We start from the raw sequence: 20,404 nt of genomic DNA, 5'->3' as shown, positions 1-20,404 counted from the left end.
GGCGCTGGCGCCGAGCTCCCCGGCAGAGGCTCGGCGCGACAGGCACCCTTTACCCTATTTGCTGCGAAACTTCGCCCGGAAAAGCACGAAGAAGTGAATTAGCCCTTCAACTTTTCGGCAAGCGTATGCCCGAGGCGGGCGGGCGACGGGGACACTGTAATCCCTGCCGATTTCATCGCCTCGGTCTTGGAACCGGCGTCGCCCTTGCCGCCCGAAATGATCGCGCCGGCATGGCCCATGCGGCGGCCGGGAGGGGCAGTGACGCCGGCGATGAAGCCGACCATCGGCTTCTTGCGGCCGCGCTTGGCCTCGTCCTTGAGGAACTGGGCGGCGTCCTCCTCGGCGGAACCGCCGATCTCACCGATCATGATGATCGATTCGGTCTTGGGGTCGGCGAGCAGCATCTCCAGCACGTCGATGAACTCGGTGCCCTTGACGGGGTCGCCGCCGATGCCGACCGCGGTGGTCTGGCCGAGGCCTTCCTGGGAGGTCTGGAACACGGCTTCATAGGTCAGCGTGCCCGAGCGGGAGACGATGCCGACCGAGCCGGTCTTGAAGATGTTGGCGGGCATGATGCCGATCTTGCACTCGCCGGCGGTCATGACGCCCGGGCAGTTCGGCCCGATCAGGCGCGACTTGGAGCCGGCCAGCGAACGCTTGACGCGGACCATGTCGACGACCGGGATACCCTCGGTGATGCAGACGATCAGCGGGATCTCGGCGTCGATGGCTTCGCAGATCGCATCCGCCGCGCCCGGCGGCGGCACGTAGATCACCGACGCGTCGGCGCCGGTCTTCTCACGCGCATCGCGCACGGTGTCGAACACCGGCAGGCCCAGATGCGTCGAGCCGCCTTTGCCGGGCGAGGTGCCGCCAACCATCTTGGTGCCGTAGGCCATCGCGGCCTCGGAATGGAAGGTGCCGTTCTTGCCGGTGAAGCCCTGGCAGATGACCTTGGTGTTCTTGTCGATCAGGATGGACATGAGGTCTGCTTTCGCGAAACTAACTGAGTGAGAGGGTCAGTGGATGCGGCGGTAGACGCCGGTGAGCACGTCAGCCCAACCTTCCGCGTCCGGCGAGAACTGGATCTTCAACGAGTAGGAGTCCTCATTGATGATCTCGTAGACGTGGCGCGCATTTCCGCGGAGCGAGCCGCGCACCAGCGTCAGGGTCTGGCCGACCCAGCCGCCGGAGGCAGGCGAGGGCGGCGTGTAACCGAGCGAGTCGTACCAGAACAATTTGTAGGTCCGGTCGTCGCGGTCGTAGGTGAAGAGGCCGTGGGTAGCGAAGACCTGCTTGCCGTCGCGCATCTGCACCGCGTCCTGGATCAGATAAAATCCATTCAGGTCCATGCGCGCGACGACGTGAGAGGTTGCCGGCCCGCCCGCATTCCAGCGCGACGGGAAGACCACCTCTTCGCCATCCCATTCGCCGGCGAACGCGGCGAGGCGCGTGTGCTCGGGGAGCGGAGATGATGCGGCGAGATGGTCCTGGGCCATGGCCTTAGCCTCCCTTGACGGCCTTCACGATCTTCTGCGCGGCGTCGTCGAGATTGTCGGCGGGCACCACGTTCAGTCCGGATTCACGGATGATCTTCTTGCCGAGCTCGACATTGGTGCCTTCGAGGCGGACCACCAGCGGCACGCTGAGGCCGACTTCGCGAACCGCAGCCGTGACGCCCTCGGCGATCACGTCGCACTTCATGATGCCGCCGAAGATGTTGACCAGGATGCCCTTCACGTTGGGATCGGCGGTGATGATCTTGAACGCGGCCGCGACCTTCTCCTTGCTGGCGCTGCCGCCGACGTCGAGGAAGTTCGCCGGCGCCATGCCGTAGAGCTTGATGATGTCCATCGTCGCCATGGCGAGACCGGCGCCGTTGACCATGCAACCGATGTTGCCGTCGAGCGTGACGTAGTTGAGGTCGTACTTCGACGCCTCGATCTCCTTGGCGTCTTCTTCGGTCTCGTCGCGCAGCGCGAGCACCTCGGGGTGGCGGAACAGCGCGTTGTCGTCGAACGACACCTTGGCGTCGAGCACGCGGAGCTGGCCCTGCTTGGTCATGACCAGCGGGTTGATCTCCAGCATCGACATGTCCTTGGCGACGAAGGCCGCGTAGAGCTGAGCGGTGAGCTTTTCGGCCTGCTTGGCGAGGTCACCGGAGAGCTTCAGCGCGTTCGCAACCGTGCGGCCGTGATGGCCCATGATTCCGGTGGCGGGATCGACGGAGAAGGTGACGATCTTCTCGGGGGTGTTGTGCGCGACGTCCTCGATGTTGACGCCGCCTTCGGTCGAGACGACGAAGGAGACGCGCGAGGTCTCGCGGTCGACCAGGATCGAGAGATAGAACTCCTTATCGATGTCCGAGCCGTCCTCGATGTAGAGGCGGTTGACCTGCTTGCCGGCGGGGCCGGTCTGCACGGTCACCAGCGTTGCGCCCAGCATCTGCTTGGCGAACTCGGAGACCTCTGCGGCCGACTTGGCGATACGGACGCCGCCCTTGTCGCCGGCCGAGGCTTCCTTGAACTTGCCCTTGCCGCGGCCGCCGGCATGGATCTGGCTCTTCACCACATAGACCGGACCGGGCAGCGCCTTGGCGGCGGCTTCCGCATCAATGGCCTTGAGGACCGGGACGCCCTTGGAGATCGGCACGCCGAACTCACCCAGCAGCGCTTTGGCCTGATATTCATGGATATTCATATGGTCGCTCCCTGAACCCGCGGGCGGTGACCTCTTGGGCCCACCTCAGTCTTGTGGCTGGCATACCATATACCACAGGAACTGCAACCCGGATTCTTTGACTTCGAGATCTCTGGACTGTCGAACCGGAACCCGCCCCGGCAGCGGGGTCCCGGAAGTGAAACCGCCGAAGACCGGTTTTTCGATCTTCGGCGGGGTATTGTCTGAGCCTTAGCGGCCGAGAAGATCGGGGGCGATCTTCTTGCAGGCATCGACCAGGCCCTGCACGGCGCCGACCGACTTGTCGAAGGCCTCGCGGTCCTTGCCGGCGAGCTCGATCTCGACGACGCGCTCGACACCCTTGGAGCCGATCACGACGGGCACGCCGACATACATGTCCTTCACGCCGTATTCGCCGTTCAGGTACGCAGCCGAGGGCAGCACGCGCTTCTTGTCACGCAGATAGCTCTCGGCCATCGCGATCGCGGAAGCGGCCGGGGCGTAGAAGGCCGAGCCGGTCTTGAGCAGATTGACGATCTCGGCGCCGCCGTTGCGGGTGCGGTCGACGATCTCGTCGAGGCGCGCCTGCGAGGTCCAGCCCATCTTGACGAGGTCGGGCAGCGGGATGCCGGCGACGGTGGAGTACTTCACCAGCGGCACCATGGTGTCGCCGTGACCGCCGAGCACGAAGGCGGTGACGTCCTCGACCGAGACGTTGAATTCGTCGGCCAGGAAGTAGCGGAAGCGCGCGGAGTCGAGCACGCCGGCCATGCCGACGACCTTCTTGTGCGGTAGGCCCGAAGCCTTCTGCAGCGCCCAGACCATCGCATCGAGCGGGTTGGTGATGCAGATGACGAAGGCGTCGGGGGCGTACTTCTTGATGCCGGCACCGACCTGCTCCATGACCTTGAGGTTGATGGAGAGGAGGTCGTCGCGGCTCATGCCGGGCTTGCGCGGCACGCCGGCGGTGACGATGCAGACCTTGGCATTGTCGAGCGCTTCGTAGGAGTTCGCGCCGGTGTAGTGGGCGTCGAAGCCGTCGACCGGCGAGGACTGCGCGATGTCGAGCGCCTTGCCCTGCGGCACGCCCTCGGCGATGTCGAACATCACGACGTCGCCCAGTTCTTTCAGGCCGATGAGGTGAGCCAGCGTTCCGCCGATTTGACCGGAGCCAATCAAAGCAATCTTGTCGCGCGCCATGTGAACCTGTCCTTTAGACATCCGAAGGAGGGAAAACTGATGGGTGGTTATCCCTTTCGCTTCCCGCGTTCAAGTCGGCGGATGCCCATTTGTCGGGCTTGCCGATGCCTCGGGCACGCAGCCCTGTCATTCCGGGGCGCGCCGACAGGCGCGGGCCCGGAATCCATCGGGCGACAGCGTTAGTGGCGCAATGGATTCCGGGTTCGCGACTTTCGTCGCGCCCCGGAATGACAGCGCTGGCAAATAGGACTTAAGTCTCCACCAGGCCCTTGGTGGAGCCGCTGGCGGTGGAATCCTTGCGGCCGTGAGGCAGCGCCAGATAGGATTCCGAGCTCATTTCGATCAGGCGCGAGGCCGTCCGCTTGAACTCCATGGCTTCGGTGCCCTCGGTGGCGAGGTAGAGCGAGATCGGGTTGGCGTCCGCCGAGGCCATCAGCTTCACGGCATTGTCATAGAGCGTGTCGATCAGCGTGATGAAGCGCTTGGCGGCGTTGCGCTGGGAGAAATCCATCACTGGAATATGGTCGACCAGGATGGTGTGATAGTCGTGCGCCAGCCTGAGATAGTCGGATGCGCCGAGCGGCTTCTCGCAGAGATCGGCGAAGGAGAATCGCGCCACGCCATGGGCCGAGCAGGGCACGTGCAGGATGCGGCCCTTGATCGAAATGTCGCGCGACCTGCATTTGGCGCCGCCCGACATCTTCGACCAGGCGCGGTCGAGCGCGGCATCCGCATCGCCGTCGGCCGGCGTCAGCCACATCGGCACGCCCTGCAGCTTCTCCAGCCGGAAGTCGGTGCGCGCATCGAGTCGCGCGACGTCCATGTGATCGGTGATCTGCTTGATGAAAGGCAGGAACAGCGAGCGATTGAGGCCGCCCTTGTAGAGATCGTCGGGCGCGACGTTGGAGGTCGCGACTACGACGGTGCCGAGTTCGAACAGCTTTGCGAACAGGCGTCCCAGGATCATCGCATCCGCGATGTCGGTGACGTGGAATTCGTCGAAGCAGAGCAACCAGCTCTCCTCGAAGATCGCAGTCGCCGTCAGCACGATGACGTCGCCGTCGGCGATCTCACCGCGTGCGATGCTCTGGCGATAATCGTAGATGCGCTCATGCACATCCGCCATGAATTCGTGGAAATGTGCGCGGCGCTTGTGCTCGACCGAGGAGTGCTGGAAGAACAGATCCATCAGCATTGTCTTGCCGCGGCCGACCTCGCCATGGATGTAGAGCCCGTGCGGCGCATCGTCCTTGTCGCTGCTGAACAGGCGGCTAAGCAGGCCCTGCTTGCGCGCGGGCTTGTAACTTGCGAGCCGCTGGTCGAGCGCCGCATAGGCTTCGGCGACCTCGGCCTGCGCAGCATCCGGCTCGATCGCGCCCGATGCGATCTCGGCCTGGTATGCCTCGTGGAATGAGGAGTTTTGGGTGGAGAGCATGGCCCCTTACCGCCAGAGATGGGCGGAAATTGCAAGCCGTGAATTGGTGGGCGGGGTATGCGGTTTCGCGTCCCGGACGCGGTGCGGCGTGCAACGCTGCTACGCAGAGCCGGGACGCACTGTTTCGTACATCGATCGTGGAGCGATGGGCCCCGGCTCAGCAGTGCACCACTACTGCGTCCGGGGCACGAAAGCGGATCATTCACACAGCTCGTAGGCGTCCTCGACGATGTACGGGCCGCCGCCCGTCGATGCCCGCGACGAGAACAAGACAAAACGTTCCGCCATGAACGCCTTGCTCGGGAAGTAGCCGCGGATCGAGAGATAGTCGGCGACGTCGCGGTCGGAAGCGTCGTGCAAGCGTGCCAGCGTGACGTGCGGGGTGAACTTGCGTCCCTCCGGATCAAGACCGATCCGCTGCATCATGCGTTCGAGCTCGGCCTGCAATTCCATCAGCGGCTTGCTCGGCGCGATCGTGGCGACCACCGCGCGCGGCTTGCGGCCGCCGAAGCTGGTCAGCCCCTGCACCTTGACCTCGAACGGCTTGCGGTCGACGCGAAACAGCATCGAGGCGATCTCGTTGGCGGAGACGCCGTCGATGTCGCCGATGAAGCGCAGGGTGACGTGATAATTTTCGGGATCGATCCATCGGGCGCCGGGAAGGCCGCCCCGCAAGTTGGAAAGCGACTGGCCGATGTCGGCCGGGATTTCCAGACCAGTGAACAGACGCGGCATCGTTTCGCACTCCCGATGCTTGGGTACGGCCCTCGACCGAGAACCATATCCAAATTAGAGCCGGCGACGAATCACCGGTACCCTGATTCCTATCGCAGTTGTGTGACTCTGCGAAGCATCGCGCGGTCCACCCCGTGAAAACCCTGGGAATTAGGGTTAGCGTTGCCTGCTTTTCAACGCCGTTGCTCGGTTATCGTGCCAAGGAATGCCTCCACCATGGGCATGATGTTGCCGACGATGATGTCGACGCCCGCCGCGGTCGGATGGATGCCGTCGGCCTGGTTGAGCTTGGCGTCGGCGGCAACGCCCTCGAGGAAGAACGGATAGAGCGGCACGTCGAATTGTTTCGCCAGATCCGGATAAATCGAATTGAAGCGCGCCGCGTATTCGGCGCCGTAGTTCGGCGGCGCCAGCATACCGCACAGCATGACTGGAATCTTCCGCGCCTTGAGCCGCTGCACGATGTCGGTCAGCGCCGTGCGCGTCAGGGCGGGATTGATCCCGCGCAGCGCGTCGTTGGCACCGAGCTCGACGATGACGCCATCGGTTCCATCGGGCACGGACCAGTCGAGCCGGTCGCGGCCGCCGGAGGTGGTGTCGCCGGACACCCCGGCATTGGTCATGTCGACCGCTATGCCTTTGGCTTGCAAGGCTTTTTGGAGCTTTTGGGGGAACGCCTCCTGAGCCGGAAGGCCGAGACCGGCGCTCAAGGAATCGCCGAGAACCACAAGCTTGATCGGTTTTGTCGCCTCGGCCCAGGCCGGGTTCGCGACCGTCATCAAGGCGAACATCAACACGGCTATGTGCATGAACAATCCGTAACGCCTCTCGACCGCGCTATCGGAGTTGCCATATGACCGGACCATGGACACCTATTCCTCTTCGCTCGCCACGACCGCGATGGACACCATCGCCATCTCCAACGTCAATCTCTCATTGGGCACGGGCGCGGCACGCGTTCACATCCTCAAGGATATCAGCCTGCGCGTCGCCTCGGGCGAGACGATCGGCCTGATCGGCCCGTCAGGCTCGGGCAAATCCACGCTGCTGATGGTGATGGCGGGGCTGGAGCGTCCTGATAGCGGAGAGGTGGTGGTGAGCGGCACGCCTTTCAATGCCCTCGACGAGGATGCGCTGGCCCGCTTCCGCGGCCGCCAGGTCGGCATCGTCTTCCAGTCCTTTCATCTGATCCCGACCATGACGGCGCTCGAGAACGTCGCCGTGCCGCTCGAGCTCGCCGGCAATCCCGACGCTGCAAAGCGCGCGGCGCAGGAGCTGCAATCGGTCGGGCTAGGCGATCGCCTGCATCATTATCCGACGCAGCTCTCCGGCGGCGAGCAGCAGCGTGTTGCGCTTGCGCGCGCGCTGGCACCCGATCCCGCCATCCTCGTTGCCGACGAGCCGACCGGCAATCTGGATGAGGCCACCGGAAAGCAGATCGTCGACCTGCTCTTCACCAAGCATGCCGAACGCGGCATGACGCTGGTGCTGGTCACGCACGATTCCTCGCTGGCGCATCGCTGCGATCGCGTCATCCGTCTGCGCTCCGGGCGCATCGACACGCAGTCTACGCCCGCATGAGCGCGGCTGCCGAACCGTTCGCGAAGCCGAACGCCGTCGCGCTGTCGCTGCGCTATGCGCTGCGCGAATTGCGCGGCGGCCTGCGCGGCTTCTACGTATTCATCGCCTGCATCGCGCTCGGCGTGATGGCGATCGCCGGCGTCGGCTCGGTCTCGGCGAGCCTCTCCGACGGCCTCGCCCGCGAGGGGCGCACGCTGCTCGGCGGCGACGTCTCCTTCGTGCTGTTCCAGCGCGAGGCCAAGCCCGAAGAGGTCGCCTTCCTGCGTTCGCGCGGGACCGTCTCGACCGCCGCAACGCTGCGCGGCATGGCGCGCTCGGCCGAGGGCAAGCTCGCGCTGGTCGAGATGAAGGCGGTCGACGGCACCTATCCGATGCTGGGACAGCTGACGCTGGCACCGCAGTTGGCGATGTCCGATCTCGTCGCCGAGCGCGACGGTGCGTTCGGCGCCGCCGCCGATCCGACCCTGCTGGCGCGGCTCTCGCTGAAGACCGGCGACCGCGTCACCATCGGCTCCGCAACCTTCCAGATCCGCTCGACCGTCGAGGCCGAGCCGGACAAGCTCGCCGGCGGCATCGGCTTCGGCCCGCGCTTTTTGATCAGCGAGGCGGGCCTGCGCGCCACCGGGCTGATCCAGCCCGGCAGCCTGGTGCGCTGGGTCTACCGGGTGAAGCTGCCTGATGCCGCCAACAACGAGCGCGCCACCGAGGCCTTCATCGCGGATGCGCGGAGCGCCGCGCCGCAGGCCGGCTGGGAAGTCCGCAGCCGCTCCAATGCCTCGCCGCAGCTGGAGCGCAACATCAGCCGCTTCACGCAGTTTTTGACGCTGGTCGGCCTCGCCGCGCTGCTGGTCGGCGGCGTCGGCGTCGCCAACGCCGTCAAGAGCCATATCGACCGCAAGCTCGAGGTGATCGCGGCCTTCAAGGCCGTCGGCGCCACCGGGCGGGACGTGTTCGGCATCTACCTGGCGCAAGTCATCCTGCTGGCGGCGATCGGGTCCGTGATCGGCCTTGCGCTCGGCGCCGCCATGCCCTTCGCCATCGTCGGGCTGTTCGGCAAGCTGCTGCCGCTGCCGGTGGTGCCGGCCGTGCATGCCGACGAGCTCGCGCTGTCCTTCGTCTATGGCCTCCTCACTGCGCTCGCCTTCGGCCTGTGGCCGCTCGGGCGGGTGCATGACGTGCCGGTGGCGGCGCTGTTCCGTGACACCATCAGCTCCGAATGGCACCGGCCGCGGGCGAGCTATCTCGTGTTCATGGGCGTCGTGATCGTCCTGCTCATCGCGGTCGTGATCGGCCTGTCGTTCGACAAGCGCATTGCCGCGGTGTTCGTGGCCTCCTCCGTCGTCGTGTTCGCCCTGCTGCGCGGCATCGCCGCCCTACTGATGACAATCGCGCGGCGGCTGCCGCGGACGCGGCAGCCGATGCTGCGGCTTGCGATCGCCAACATCCACCGGCCGGGCGCGTTGACGCCCTCGGTGGTGCTGTCGCTCGGTCTCGGGCTCGCCGTGCTCGTCACCATCACCCAGATCGACGGCAATCTGCGCCGGCAGTTCCTCGCGGCCCTGCCCGACCGCGCACCGTCGTTCTTCTTCATCGACATCCCGAGCACGCAGGCCGAGCAGTTCGACTTCTATCTGCGCCAGATCGCGCCGGGCGCGAAGGTCGAGGACGTGCCGATGCTGCGCGGGCGTATCGTCGCCGCGCGCGGCGTGCGCGCCGAGGAGCTCAAGCCGACCACGGATTCCGAATGGGTGCTGCAGAGCGACCGCGGCCTGACCTACACAGCCGAGCTGCCGAAGGGCTCCAAGGTGGTCGAGGGCGAGTGGTGGAGCGCGGACTATTCCGGCCCGCCGCTGGTCTCGATGGAGAAGAAGATCGCCGACGGGCTCGGCCTCAAGCTCGGCGACGAGGTCGTGGTCAACGTGCTCGGCCGCGACATCCCGGCGAAGATCAGCAACCTACGCAACATCGACTGGCAGGGCATGGGCATCAATTTCGTCCTGGTGTTCTCGCCCAACGCCTTCAAGGGCGCGCCCCACACCCATATCGCGACGCTGACGGAGACCGGCGGCGATGCCGCGGGCGACGGCAAGATCATCAAGCAGGTGGCCGACGCCTATCCCATGGTGACGAGCGTGCGCGTGCGCGAGGTGATGGAGACGGTCGGCTCGGTCGTGACCAATCTGGCGCTGGCGATCCGCGGCGCCAGCGCCGTAACCCTGATCTCGGCGATCCTGGTGCTGGGCGGGGCGCTTGCCGCCGGCCACCGTCACCGTGTCTACGATGCGGTAATCCTGAAGACCCTGGGCGCGACGCGCCTGCGGCTGCTCGGCGCCTATGCGCTCGAATACCTCCTGATCGGGCTCGCCACCGCCGTGTTCGGCGTGATCGCCGGCAGCATCGCGGCCTGGATGATCGTGACGCGGCTGATGACGCTCAGCTTCGTCTGGCAGGCCGGCAGCGCGGCCGGCGTGGTGGCGGCCGCCCTGATCGTCACGGTTGGGCTCGGGCTCGCCGGCACGCTGCTGGCGTTGAACAAAAAGCCCGCCACGGTGTTGCGGAATTTGTGACAAATGGTAGCGGGCAGCCGTGCGGTAGCGAAATCGCACGATTCCTGCGATTAACCACGCTCCGCCCGTCTGGATTGTAGCCAAGGGCGACATTCAGCCGCGCGTGGACGGTTGCAGCGAATGTGTTAGTTTCCCACATATCGAATGGGTTCGGAGCCCCGATTGTTAGCCAAAATTTAGTCGGCAGGCAGCGGTATCCGAGATAGAGTTTGACGAACCGGCGGCATGGCGACCCTCGTGCCGGACCGGCCAACCAGCGGGAATTCGACCATGTCGGACCTAGACCGTAACTACGCTTCTCCTTTCGGCAGGGCCGCCGGGCGTGTTGACGCCGCGACGGTCGATGCCGGCCTGCGCGCTTACATGCTGCGCATCTACAATTACATGAGCATTGGCCTCGCCATCACGGGCCTTGCCGCGCTCGGCGTCTACATGGCCGCCGTGACCGATGTTCCGACCGCGGACGCCGTCCGTGTCGGCAAGCTGTTCCTGACGCCGTTCGGCTACGCGATGTTCGTCAGCCCTCTGAAGTGGCTGTTCATGCTCGCGCCGCTTGCGATGGTGTTCGTGATCTCGGCGGGCATCAACCGTCTCGCCCCCTCGACCGCCCAGATCCTGTTCTGGGTGTTCTCGGCGCTGATGGGCATCTCGCTGTCGTCGATCTTCCTGGTGTTCACGCACACCTCGATCGTGCGGGTGTTCTTCATCACCGCGGCGACCTTCGGTGCGCTCAGCCTCTACGGCTACACCACCAAGCGTGACCTGACCGGCATGGGCTCGTTCCTGTTCATGGGCCTGATCGGCATCATCATCGCGAGCCTGGTGAACCTGTTCCTGGCGAGCTCGATGCTGCAGTTCATCGTGTCGGTGGTCGGCGTGCTGGTGTTCGCGGGCCTCACCGCCTGGGATACCCAGCGGCTGAAGAACGACTACATCTACGGCTACGCTTCGGCTGGCGGTGACATCGCAGAGCGTGCGGCCATCACCGGCGCGCTGTCGCTGTACCTGAACTTCATCAACCTGTTCACGCTGCTCCTGCAGCTCCTCGGCCAGCGCGACTAAGCGACAGGCCCGAGAGAACGGACACGAACCCCGGCCGAGAGGCCGGGGTTTTTGTTTGGGGCCGCGGTGGCAGCCACATACGCGGTGTCATCGCCCGCGCAGGCGGGCGATCCAGTATTCCAGAGGCAGTCGTGATTAACCGAGAGGCCGCGGCGTACTGGATTCCCCGCCTTCGCGGGGAATGACGGCGGAGAAAGTGGTGGCTAAGCTCGCAATGACGGAGGATGTGGGATGCGCCCAGGCCCCTTCCAGCGCCCGCGGGAAGGCTCTAATCTTGCCCTCATGTCCGCACCTGAAATCAGGCCCACGACCGAGGCCGACCTTCCCGCCATCACCGCCATCTACCAGCAGGCCGTCCGCGAGGGCACGGCGACGTTCGAGCTGGATCCGCCCGACCTCACTGAGATGACGCGCCGCTACCGCGCGCTGGTCGACGGCGGCTATCCCTATTTCGTCGCGATCCTCGACGGGCGCGTGGCTGGCTATGCCTATGCCGGCGCCTACCGGCCGCGGCCGGCCTACCGCTTCACGGTGGAGAACTCGATCTATCTCGACCCGTCCTTCCACCGCCGCGGCCTCGGCTCATTGCTGCTGGAGCGGCTGATCACCGAATGCGAGGCGCGCGGTTTTCGCCAGATGATCGCGGTGATCGGCGATTCCGCCAATGCCGGCTCGATCGGCGTGCACACCAAGGGCGGCTTCAAGATGATCGGCACGCATCCCAATGTCGGGCTGAAATTCGGCCGCTGGCTGGATACGGTGATGATGCAGCGCGACCTCGGCGAGGGCGCGCGCACGGTGCCGACAAAGTAGGGCAGTCCCGTAGCCCGGGTGAGCGTAGCGATACCCGGGAACATCATCAGCAAAGATCCGGATGTCGCTTCGCTCATCCGGGCTACGAAGACTTCGCCACGGCACCGGTGTCGTAGGGTGGGCAAAGCGGAGCGTGCCCACCATCTGCGGCGATGGAGAAAGGACGTGGGCACGGCGCTTTGCGCCTTTGCCCACCCTACAGCACCGTTCGCTTGGCTACACCACCGCCAGCTTGCGATCGATCACCAGCAGCACGCGCTCGAGTTCGTGGCCGCGGCGCAGAATCAAACCCGTCGCCGAGATCACGCTGTACATGCCCTGCTTGCGTGCAAGGCGCGGATCCTTCTCGATGCGATAGATCGGCACTTCCGAGGCGCGGCGAAACACCGAGAATACCGCGCGGTCCTTCAGGAAGTCGATGGCGTAGTCGCGCCACTCGCCGTCGGCCACCATGCGGCCGTAGAGATTGAGAATACGATGCAGCTCGAGCCGGTTGAAGGTCACCCGGTTCGCCTGCGCGTTCGCAGCGGCGGGATACGCCGCCGCGCGCTGCCCGCTTGGATCGGCATCCTCCGGCATCAGACTCATGGGAAGCGCCTCCTCATCGCACGGCATGACCGCGTCCGCGAAAACCGTCCCCGGAACCGCGGATCATGACAGTTGCATGATTGCGCCAACCGCTGTCCTCCGCAAGGGCTCTCGATGGAACCCGGGAAAAGTGCCCTAAAGAGTCTCTAAAGGGTCTGGGGGCTCAACCGATGGAATCGGGTGCGGACCAGACCACACGCAGGGGTGGAACTCCGTCGCGACGAACCGTCACGGGATCGTGCTCAAGAATCTTAGTCTCGCCGCTTTTCCGCCCAGCGCCTGCCGCCCTGCATTGCGAAAAGAACGATGTGCGTTGACCCGGTCCTTTCGGTTCCGGATTCCTCAGCCCCCAGCCCCCCGGGGTCGAACAGGATCGGGTCTGTACGCGCGACAAGGAGGGCCAACGCGAGTTGGTCCTTTTTTGTTTGTGTCGGGATGTTGCTGGGCTCGACGAACTCCCCCTCACCCGCGCGAGTACTTTCCCTCCTCATCCTGAGGAGCCGCGAAGCGGCGTCCCGAAGGATCGAGGCCGAGCCGCATCAGCGGGGCCCTGCATGGTTCGAGACGCGCGCGAGGGCGCGCTCCTCACCATGAGGAGCGAAAGCGAATGCGACGCTAGGGAGAATCAGTGCAGCGACGTGTACGCCGCGCCGAGCATCGGGCCCGGTCTCTCGCGGCTGCCGTCCTGGACGTAGACCACCGCGCCGTCGACGCCGTCGCGCGTGAGGTTCTCGATCGGCACGGTCCAGCTCTCCGGGCGACCGGTCCAGTCGCCGACCTTGAGCAGGTTGCGCACCACGTTGTGATAGGTGATCTGCTGCCCGCGATTTTCGCCCTTGGCGATCGAGATCGGCACCGACTTGGAGATCGAGCAGATCCAGACCTCGCCGTGCGAGACCGCCGGCTCCTTGCTCGCGGCCACCGACACGTTGATCTGCTTGCCCGAGAGCGACATCGTCACCGGCACGCTCATCACGCCGATGCCCTTGTCGGTCTTGCCGATCGCGCTTTCGATGCCGGCGCGATCGCTGCCGATGACATGCGTCGAGCCATTTACCACGACCTGCGGCGTGTAGACCTCGCGGTCACCGCGCATGCGCGAATAGGCACGCTGCCGTGCAGAGAAACGCGAATCCGCCAGCGTGTCCTTCCAGCCGAGATAGTCCCAATAATCGATCGGCATGCTCAGCGCGATGATCGAGGGATCGCTGGAAAGATCGCCGATGATCTTGTCGGCGGGCGGACAGGACGAGCAGCCCTGCGAGGTAAATAATTCGACAACGGCGCGGGGATCGGCGTGGGCGGGACGGATGACGGCGACGATTGCACAGATGCCGAGTGCTCCCGACCAGAGGGCACCGGACCAACGTGAAATCAGGGGAGAAGCCGTCATTGTTGTCATGTCGAACGCCGCACACCAAAGCTCGTGGGAGGGGAAATCTTATCGATTGATGGTCACCGTAGTCTTACGGGGCGCGGCCTGCTCAACCATCCAGGAAACCGTGCAAAGCCGATTTTCCGCCGGATGGGCCCATCCAAAGCATGCCGCAAACGCGCGAAGGCGGCCTTGTGATAGGCCGCCTTCGTTTAACCTTCTACTCACGTCGCAGTGAGCCACCGTTCACAAATTCGCGCTTAGGCCGCGAGCTTGCGCAGCACGTAGTGCAGAATGCCGCCGTTACGGTAGTAGTCGAGCTCGTCCAGCGTATCGATGCGGCAGAGCAGCGAAACGCGCTGCAACGAGCCGTCGCCGGAGACGATCTCCGCGGTCAGCTTCTGGCGCGGCTTGAGGTCGCCGACCAGACCACGCAGCGTGACCTTCTCGTCACCCTTGAGGCCGAGCGACGACCACGAGGTGCCTTCCTCGAAGGTGAGCGGCAGCACGCCCATGCCGACCAGGTTGGAGCGATGGATGCGCTCGAAGCTCTGGCAGATCACGGCGCGAACGCCGAGCAGACGCGTGCCCTTGGCAGCCCAGTCGCGCGACGAGCCGTTGCCGTATTCGGCGCCGGCGAACACCACCAGCGGCGTTTCTTCCCGCTGGTACTTCATAGCGGCGTCGTAGATCGACATCTGCTCGCCGTCCGGCCAGTGCTTGGTGAGACCGCCTTCCGGAATGTTGCCGTCGGCGCCCTTCAGCATGAAGTTCTTGATGCGGATGTTGGCGAAGGTGCCGCGCATCATCACTTCATGGTTGCCGCGACGCGTGCCGTACTGGTTGAAGTCGGCGGGACGCACCTGGCGCTCGCTGAGATACTTGCCCGCGGGCGAGGTGAGCTTGATCGAACCGGCCGGCGAGATGTGGTCGGTGGTGATCTTGTCGCCGAACATGGCGAGAATGCGCGCCTCGACAATGTCGGTGACCGGCTCCGGCTCCTTCTTCATGCCTTCGAAATAGGGCGGGTTCTGCACATAGGTCGAAGACATGTTCCAGCGATAGGTCTCGCTCTCGACCGTCTTGATCTTGCGCCAGTTGGTGTCGCCCTTGAACACGTCGGCATACTTCTTCTTGAAGATCGCCGAGGTCACGAACTTCTTCATGAAGGCGTTGATCTCCTTCGTCGTCGGCCAGATGTCCTTGAGGTACACCGGCTTGCCGTCCTTGCCTTCGCCGATCGGCTCGACGGCGAGGTTCTTGGTGACGCTGCCGGCGAGCGCGTGGGCGACGACCAGCGGCGGCGAGGCCAGATAGTTCGCCTGCACGTCCGGCGAGACGCGGCCTTCGAAGTTGCGATTACCCGAGAGCACGGCGGCGGCGACGATGCCGTTGTCGTTGATCGACTTCGAGATCTCCTCCGGCAGCGGACCGGAATTGCCGATGCAGGTGGTGCAGCCGAAGCCGACCAGGTTGAAGCCGACCTTGTCGAGATCCTTCTGCAGACCGGAGTCGGCGAGATAGCCCGCGACCACCTGGCTGCCCGGGGCGAGCGAGGTCTTCACCCACGGCTTGGCCTTGAGGCCCTTCGCGGCGGCGTTGCGCGCCAGCAAGCCGGCGCCGATCAGCACGCTCGGATTCGAGGTGTTGGTGCAGGAGGTGATGGCGGCGATCACGACGTCGCCATGGCCGATCTCGAAGTTCTTGCCCTCAACGGTGAAGCGCTTGGTCGGCTCCTCGGCCTTCTTGTACTCGGTGCCGAGCGCCAGCGAAAAACCTTCGGCGACCGAAGGCAGCGCGATGCGGCCTTCGGGACGCTTCGGGCCGGCCATCGACGGCACGACGTCGGCGAGGTCGAGGGTCAGCGTTTCCGTGAACACCGGATCGGCCGACTTGGCGGTACGGAACAGGCCTTGCGCCTTCGCATATGCCTGCACCAGCGCGACGCGCGGCGCCGCACGGCCGGAGGTCTTGAGATAGTCGATCGCGGCGGCGTCGACGGGGAAGAAGCCGCAGGTCGCGCCGTATTCCGGCGCCATGTTGGCGATCGTGGCCTTGTCGGCGACCGAGAGATTGTCGAGGCCGGGGCCGAAGAACTCGACGAACTTGCCGACCACGCCGAGCTTGCGCAGCATCTGGGTCACGGTCAGCACGAGGTCGGTGGCGGTGACGCCTTCCTTCATCGCGCCCTTCAGCTTGAAGCCGACGACGTTGGGCAGCAGCATCGACAGCGGCTGGCCGAGCATGCAGGCTTCCGCCTCGATGCCGCCGACGCCCCAGCCGAGGACGGCCAGACCGTTGACCATGGTGGTGTGGGAGTCGGTGCCGACCAGCGAGTCGGGGTAGGCGACCTCGAAGGTGCCGGTCTTCTTGCCGACCGTCATCTTCTCCTTCTTGGTCCAGACCGTCTGGGAGAGATATTCGAGATTGACCTGGTGGCAGATGCCGGTGCCGGGCGGCACGACGGAGAAGTTCGAGAACGCCTTCTGGCCCCACTTCAGGAACTCGTAGCGCTCCTGGTTCTGCTTGTATTCCTCGGTGACGTTCTTGGCGAAGGCCTTGTTGTCGCCGAAGAAGTTCACGATCACGGAGTGGTCGATGACGAGATCGACCGGCACCAGCGGGTTGATCTTCTCGGCGTCGCCACCAAGCTTCTGCATGGCGTTTCGCATCGCAGCCAGGTCGACCACGGCCGGAACGCCCGTAAAATCCTGCATCAGCACGCGGGCCGGGCGGAAGGCGATCTCATGCTCCAGCGACTTCTTGCGCAGCCACTTCGACACCGCGACGATGTCTTCCTTCTTGACCGAGCGGCCGTCCTCATTGCGCAGGAGGTTCTCGAGCAGGACCTTCATCGAATAGGGGAGTTTCGAAATTCCCTTCAGACCATTCTTCTCGGCCGTGGGCAGGCTGTAATAGACATAGGTCTTGGCGCCGACCTTGAGGGTCTTTTTGCATTTGAAGCTGTCGAGCGAGGTCATGTAGGAAATCCCAATTGTTAGTTATACCCGGCAGGGTATTTTAACACCGTCAGCGTAGCAGGCTGGGTCGCTTGCAGGGGCAGGTTGAGTTGCTGCATCAAGTAGTTCCGGGCTTATAGAAGCTTTCTAACCGCACCGCCACAGCCACAATCGTGCCGCAGCAATTGCTGAGCCAAAAATTCCCATGCGCTACCCCAAGATTTCCTGAGGCCTGGCTTTGAGCGGATTGGACCAAGGCAAGATGCAACTGTCCGGACGCGGGGTCGCCTGCGTGCGCGGCGGCCGCGAGGTGTTTTCGGGGCTCGATTTCGCGGCGGTCTCCGGCGAGGCGGTGGCGGTGACGGGTCGCAACGGATCGGGCAAGACCTCGCTGCTGCGGCTGATCGCAGGCCTGCTCATTCCGGCCGGCGGGACGATCGTACTGGACGGGGGCGACATCGAAATGACGCTGCCCGAGCAGTGCCACTATCTCGGCCATCGCGATGCCCTGAAGCCGGCGCTGAGTGTGGTGGAAAATCTGGCATTCTGGGCCGATTTTCTGGGCGGCCAGCGCTTTGACGCCGTCGAGAGCCTTGCGACCGTCGGCCTCGACCACGCCACCCATCTGCCCGCCGCCTTCCTGTCCGCCGGCCAGCGCCGCCGCCTCTCGCTGGCCCGCCTGCTCACTATCCGGCGCCGGATCTGGCTGCTGGACGAGCCGACCACGGCGCTCGACGTGGCCGGCCAGGACATGTTCGGCGGCCTGATGCGCGAGCACCTTTCGCGCGGCGGCATGATCATCGCCGCCACCCACGCGCCGCTGGGGATCGATTCGCGGGAGCTTCGAATCGGGGGTGCGGCGTGATTCCCATGGACCCTCAGCTTTCCAAGCGGCCAGGCGCCGGCCTCTCCGTTCCCTCCCCCCTTGCGGGGGAGGGTCAGGGAGAGGGGTGCCACACGGGGATTCTCTCGTTCGGTCCAAGTCCTGTTCTGACCCAACGCGCACCATTTCCTGGGCTACCCCTCTCCCCCGCCCTCCCCCGCAAGGGGGGAGGGAGCACACCGCCTTTGCGGCACGATGGGAGCGCCCCATGACCGCCCTTGCCGCCCTGATCCGCCGGGACATCAGGATCGCGCTCCGCGTCGGCGGCGGGGCCTTGATCGGGGTGCTGTTCTTCCTGACCGTGGTGGTCCTGATGCCGTTCGCGGTCGGGCCGGACCTGGCGCTGCTGTCGCGGCTGGGGCCGGCGATCCTCTGGCTCGGCGCGCTGCTGGCGAGCCTGCTCACCCTCGACCGGCTGTTCATGGCCGACCATGAGGACGGCTCGCTCGACCTGATCACGATGAGCCGGACCCCGCTGGAACTCGCCTGCGCGGCCAAGGCGCTGGCGCATTGGCTGGCCGCCGGCCTGCCGCTGATTGTCGCAACCCCCGTGCTCGGCCTGTTGCTAAACCTCGACATGGTCGCGACCGGCGCGGTGGCGCTGACTTTGCTCGCCGGCACGCCGGCCCTGACCTTCACCGGCATGATCGGCGCCGGGCTCGCGGTGACGCTGCATCGGGGCGGGCTGCTCATGGCGGTGCTGGTGCTGCCGCTGTCGATTCCGGTGCTGATCTTCGGCGTTGCCGCCTCGCAGGCCGCGATCGTCGGTCCCATGACGTTCGGGGCGCCGTTCTCGATCCTGTGTGCGCTGTCGCTGGTCAGCCTCGTGGTCGGGCCCTTCGCGGCGGCGGCGAGCCTGCGGCATGGGCTGGATTGAGTTGGACTGGACTGACCTTGACCCCGATCAACTTTCGTGACGCGCTTTTATGCTGATTGCGTGAGCATCAACCGGTGATTATCAGGATACCATGACGCTGATCGACCTCGCCAACCCCACGCGGTTCCTCGCGCTGACAGCGCGGGTGTTGCCGTGGCTTGCGGCCGCGACCGTCATCCTGCTCACCATCGGCCTCTATCAATCCGCCTACGCGCCCGACGACTACCAGCAGGGCGCGACCGTCAAGATCATGTTCATCCACGTGCCCAATGCGTGGCTGTCGATGTTCGTGTGGGGCGTGATGAGCATCGCCTCGCTGGGCACGCTGGTGTGGCGGCATCCGCTCGCCGACGTCGCGGCGAAAGCCGCAGCCCCGATCGGCGCCAGCTTCACCTTCCTCGCGCTGCTGACGGGCTCGCTGTGGGGCCGGCCGATGTGGGGCACCTATTGGGAATGGGATGCGCGTCTCACTTCTGTGCTGATCCTGTTCCTGATGTATCTCGGCCTGATGGCGCTGTGGCGCGCGGTCGACGATCCCTCGCGCGCGGCGCGCGCCGCGGCGGTGCTGACGCTGGTCGGCGCGATCAATCTTCCGATCATCAAGTTCTCGGTCGACTGGTGGAACACGCTGCACCAGCCGGCATCGGTGATGCGCATGGGCGGCTCGACGCTCGACAAATCCTTCCTGATTCCACTGCTGCTGATGGCGATCGGATTCACGCTGCTGTTCGTGACGCTGCATCTGGCGGCGATGCGCAACGAGATCCTGCGCCGCCGGGTCCGCTCGCTGCAGATGATGCAGGCGAGCCGGGTCGCGTTTTCGAGCGAAGTGGGCACCGCTTCGCATCAGGAAAACGCGTCAACAGGAGCGGCGTGATCATGTCGCTCGGTCCCTACGCCTCCTTCATCGTAACGTCCTATGCCGCTGCGGCTCTCGTGATCGCGATCCTGATCGGCTGGATCGTGCTCGACTATCGCAGCCAAACCCGGCGCCTGCGCGAGCTCGACCGTAGTGGCGTCACCCGCCGCTCGGGCCGCAGCGCGATGGACGCGTCATGAGCCATCAGTCGACCTCCGTCCCGCCGCAGCGCCGCACCTTCCTCATGGTGCTGCCGCTGATCGCCTTCATCGGCCTCGCCGTGCTGTTCTGGTTCCGGCTCGGCAGCGGCGATATCTCGCGGATTCCCTCCGCGCTGATCGGACGACCGGCGCCGCAAACCGTACTGCCGCCGCTGGAGGGATTGCAGGACAACGGCACGCCGGTGCCGGGGCTCGATCCCGCTGCGTTCAAGGGCCAGGTCAGCCTGGTCAATGTCTGGGCGTCCTGGTGCGTGCCCTGTCACGACGAAGCGCCGCTCCTGACCGAACTGGCAAAAGACAAGCGCTTCCAGCTCGTCGGCATCAACTACAAGGACGCCGCCGACAACGCGCGCCGCTTCCTCGGGCGCTACGGCAACCCGTTCGGCCGCGTCGGCGTCGACGCCAACGGCCGCGCCTCGATCGAATGGGGCGTCTACGGCGTGCCGGAGACGTTCGTCGTCGGGCGCGAGGGCACCATCGTCTACAAGCTGGTCGGCCCGATCACGCCGGACAATCTGCAGAAGGTGTTGTTGCCGCAGATGGAGAAGGCGTTGAAGGCGGGGAGCTAG

General features: G+C 65.1%; 19 protein-coding genes. 9 read left to right on the top strand and 10 right to left on the bottom strand.

Going from position 1 to position 20,404, the window contains the following annotated elements; translation table 11 throughout:
• Positions 1–98: 98 nt before the first annotated feature.
• From sucD to JQ603_RS33415, 7 genes are all read right to left on the bottom strand, one after another.
• The gene (sucD, locus tag JQ603_RS33445) at positions 99–983 is read right to left on the bottom strand and encodes a succinate--CoA ligase subunit alpha (RefSeq protein WP_018643898.1); all 885 of its coding nucleotides are present in this window, start codon (positions 981–983) and stop codon (positions 99–101) included.
• A gap of 36 nt (positions 984–1,019) precedes the next feature.
• On the bottom strand, positions 1,020–1,499 hold the full coding sequence (locus JQ603_RS33440) for a DUF1579 family protein (protein WP_212346454.1): 480 nt from the start codon (positions 1,497–1,499) through the stop codon (positions 1,020–1,022).
• Between the two features lie 4 nt (positions 1,500–1,503).
• Complete coding sequence (sucC, locus tag JQ603_RS33435; RefSeq protein WP_212346451.1) at positions 1,504–2,700, bottom strand: ADP-forming succinate--CoA ligase subunit beta; 1,197 nt, start codon at positions 2,698–2,700, stop codon at positions 1,504–1,506.
• A 210-nt stretch (positions 2,701–2,910) separates the two neighbouring features.
• Positions 2,911–3,879 (bottom strand): malate dehydrogenase, encoded by a 969-nt coding sequence (mdh, locus tag JQ603_RS33430; RefSeq protein ID WP_008145224.1) that lies wholly within the window; start codon positions 3,877–3,879, stop codon positions 2,911–2,913.
• Positions 3,880–4,129: 250 nt separating this feature from the next.
• A complete protein-coding gene (gene zapE / locus JQ603_RS33425; protein ID WP_212346448.1) occupies positions 4,130–5,314 on the bottom strand; it encodes a cell division protein ZapE in 1,185 nt (394 codons plus the stop codon).
• 198 nt (positions 5,315–5,512) lie between these two features.
• The gene (gene thpR / locus JQ603_RS33420) at positions 5,513–6,049 is read right to left on the bottom strand and encodes an RNA 2',3'-cyclic phosphodiesterase (protein WP_212346444.1); all 537 of its coding nucleotides are present in this window, start codon (positions 6,047–6,049) and stop codon (positions 5,513–5,515) included.
• Positions 6,050–6,222: 173 nt separating this feature from the next.
• The gene (locus JQ603_RS33415; protein ID WP_212346441.1) at positions 6,223–6,858 is read right to left on the bottom strand and encodes an arylesterase; all 636 of its coding nucleotides are present in this window, start codon (positions 6,856–6,858) and stop codon (positions 6,223–6,225) included.
• Between the two features lie 55 nt (positions 6,859–6,913).
• On the opposite strand from JQ603_RS33415, the gene JQ603_RS33410 reads away from it, so the two are divergent.
• The 4 genes from JQ603_RS33410 (at position 6,914) to JQ603_RS33395 (ending at position 12,072) form a co-directional block, all read left to right on the top strand.
• Entirely contained in the window at positions 6,914–7,630 is a 717-nt protein-coding gene (locus tag JQ603_RS33410; protein WP_212346438.1) for an ABC transporter ATP-binding protein, read from the top strand.
• Positions 7,627–10,197, top strand: coding sequence for an ABC transporter permease (locus tag JQ603_RS33405; protein WP_212346435.1), 2,571 nt, complete (start codon positions 7,627–7,629; stop codon positions 10,195–10,197). Before JQ603_RS33410 ends, JQ603_RS33405 begins: the two co-directional genes overlap by 4 nt.
• Positions 10,198–10,467: 270 nt before the next feature.
• Positions 10,468–11,259 (top strand): Bax inhibitor-1/YccA family protein, encoded by a 792-nt coding sequence (locus JQ603_RS33400; RefSeq protein WP_026312126.1) that lies wholly within the window; start codon positions 10,468–10,470, stop codon positions 11,257–11,259.
• A 282-nt stretch (positions 11,260–11,541) separates the two neighbouring features.
• The gene (locus tag JQ603_RS33395) at positions 11,542–12,072 is read left to right on the top strand and encodes a GNAT family N-acetyltransferase (protein WP_212346433.1); all 531 of its coding nucleotides are present in this window, start codon (positions 11,542–11,544) and stop codon (positions 12,070–12,072) included.
• A 216-nt stretch (positions 12,073–12,288) separates the two neighbouring features.
• Here the strand turns inward: JQ603_RS33395 and JQ603_RS33390 are convergent, their stop codons facing one another.
• The 3 genes from JQ603_RS33390 to acnA all read right to left on the bottom strand — a co-directional run bounded on the left by JQ603_RS33390 (position 12,289) and on the right by acnA (position 17,016).
• The gene (locus JQ603_RS33390) at positions 12,289–12,660 is read right to left on the bottom strand and encodes a DUF2794 domain-containing protein (protein ID WP_212346430.1); all 372 of its coding nucleotides are present in this window, start codon (positions 12,658–12,660) and stop codon (positions 12,289–12,291) included.
• Positions 12,661–13,285: 625 nt separating this feature from the next.
• A complete protein-coding gene (locus tag JQ603_RS33385) occupies positions 13,286–14,062 on the bottom strand; it encodes a DUF1223 domain-containing protein (RefSeq protein WP_212346428.1) in 777 nt (258 codons plus the stop codon).
• A 233-nt stretch (positions 14,063–14,295) separates the two neighbouring features.
• Positions 14,296–17,016 (bottom strand): aconitate hydratase AcnA, encoded by a 2,721-nt coding sequence (gene acnA / locus JQ603_RS33380; RefSeq protein WP_212346426.1) that lies wholly within the window; start codon positions 17,014–17,016, stop codon positions 14,296–14,298.
• Between the two features lie 241 nt (positions 17,017–17,257).
• Between acnA and ccmA the strand changes: the two genes are divergently transcribed.
• From ccmA to JQ603_RS33355, 5 genes are all read left to right on the top strand, one after another.
• Positions 17,258–17,860, top strand: coding sequence for a heme ABC exporter ATP-binding protein CcmA (ccmA, locus tag JQ603_RS33375; RefSeq protein ID WP_212346649.1), 603 nt, complete (start codon positions 17,258–17,260; stop codon positions 17,858–17,860).
• Between the two features lie 226 nt (positions 17,861–18,086).
• The gene (gene ccmB, locus JQ603_RS33370; protein WP_080139572.1) at positions 18,087–18,755 is read left to right on the top strand and encodes a heme exporter protein CcmB; all 669 of its coding nucleotides are present in this window, start codon (positions 18,087–18,089) and stop codon (positions 18,753–18,755) included.
• Between the two features lie 91 nt (positions 18,756–18,846).
• A complete protein-coding gene (locus tag JQ603_RS33365) occupies positions 18,847–19,632 on the top strand; it encodes a heme ABC transporter permease (RefSeq protein WP_212346425.1) in 786 nt (261 codons plus the stop codon).
• A complete protein-coding gene (gene ccmD / locus JQ603_RS33360) occupies positions 19,629–19,814 on the top strand; it encodes a heme exporter protein CcmD (protein WP_212346422.1) in 186 nt (61 codons plus the stop codon). The genes JQ603_RS33365 and ccmD overlap by 4 nt, the downstream gene beginning before the upstream one ends.
• The gene (locus tag JQ603_RS33355) at positions 19,811–20,404 is read left to right on the top strand and encodes a DsbE family thiol:disulfide interchange protein (protein WP_212346419.1); all 594 of its coding nucleotides are present in this window, start codon (positions 19,811–19,813) and stop codon (positions 20,402–20,404) included. The genes ccmD and JQ603_RS33355 overlap by 4 nt, the downstream gene beginning before the upstream one ends.

Origin of the sequence: Bradyrhizobium liaoningense, assembly GCF_018130825.1 — a bacterium.
GTDB classification, from domain to species: domain Bacteria; phylum Pseudomonadota; class Alphaproteobacteria; order Rhizobiales; family Xanthobacteraceae; genus Bradyrhizobium; species Bradyrhizobium liaoningense_B.
The sequence above is the reverse complement of the archived record's forward strand: the minus strand, read 5'-3'. Positions and strand labels throughout refer to the sequence as shown.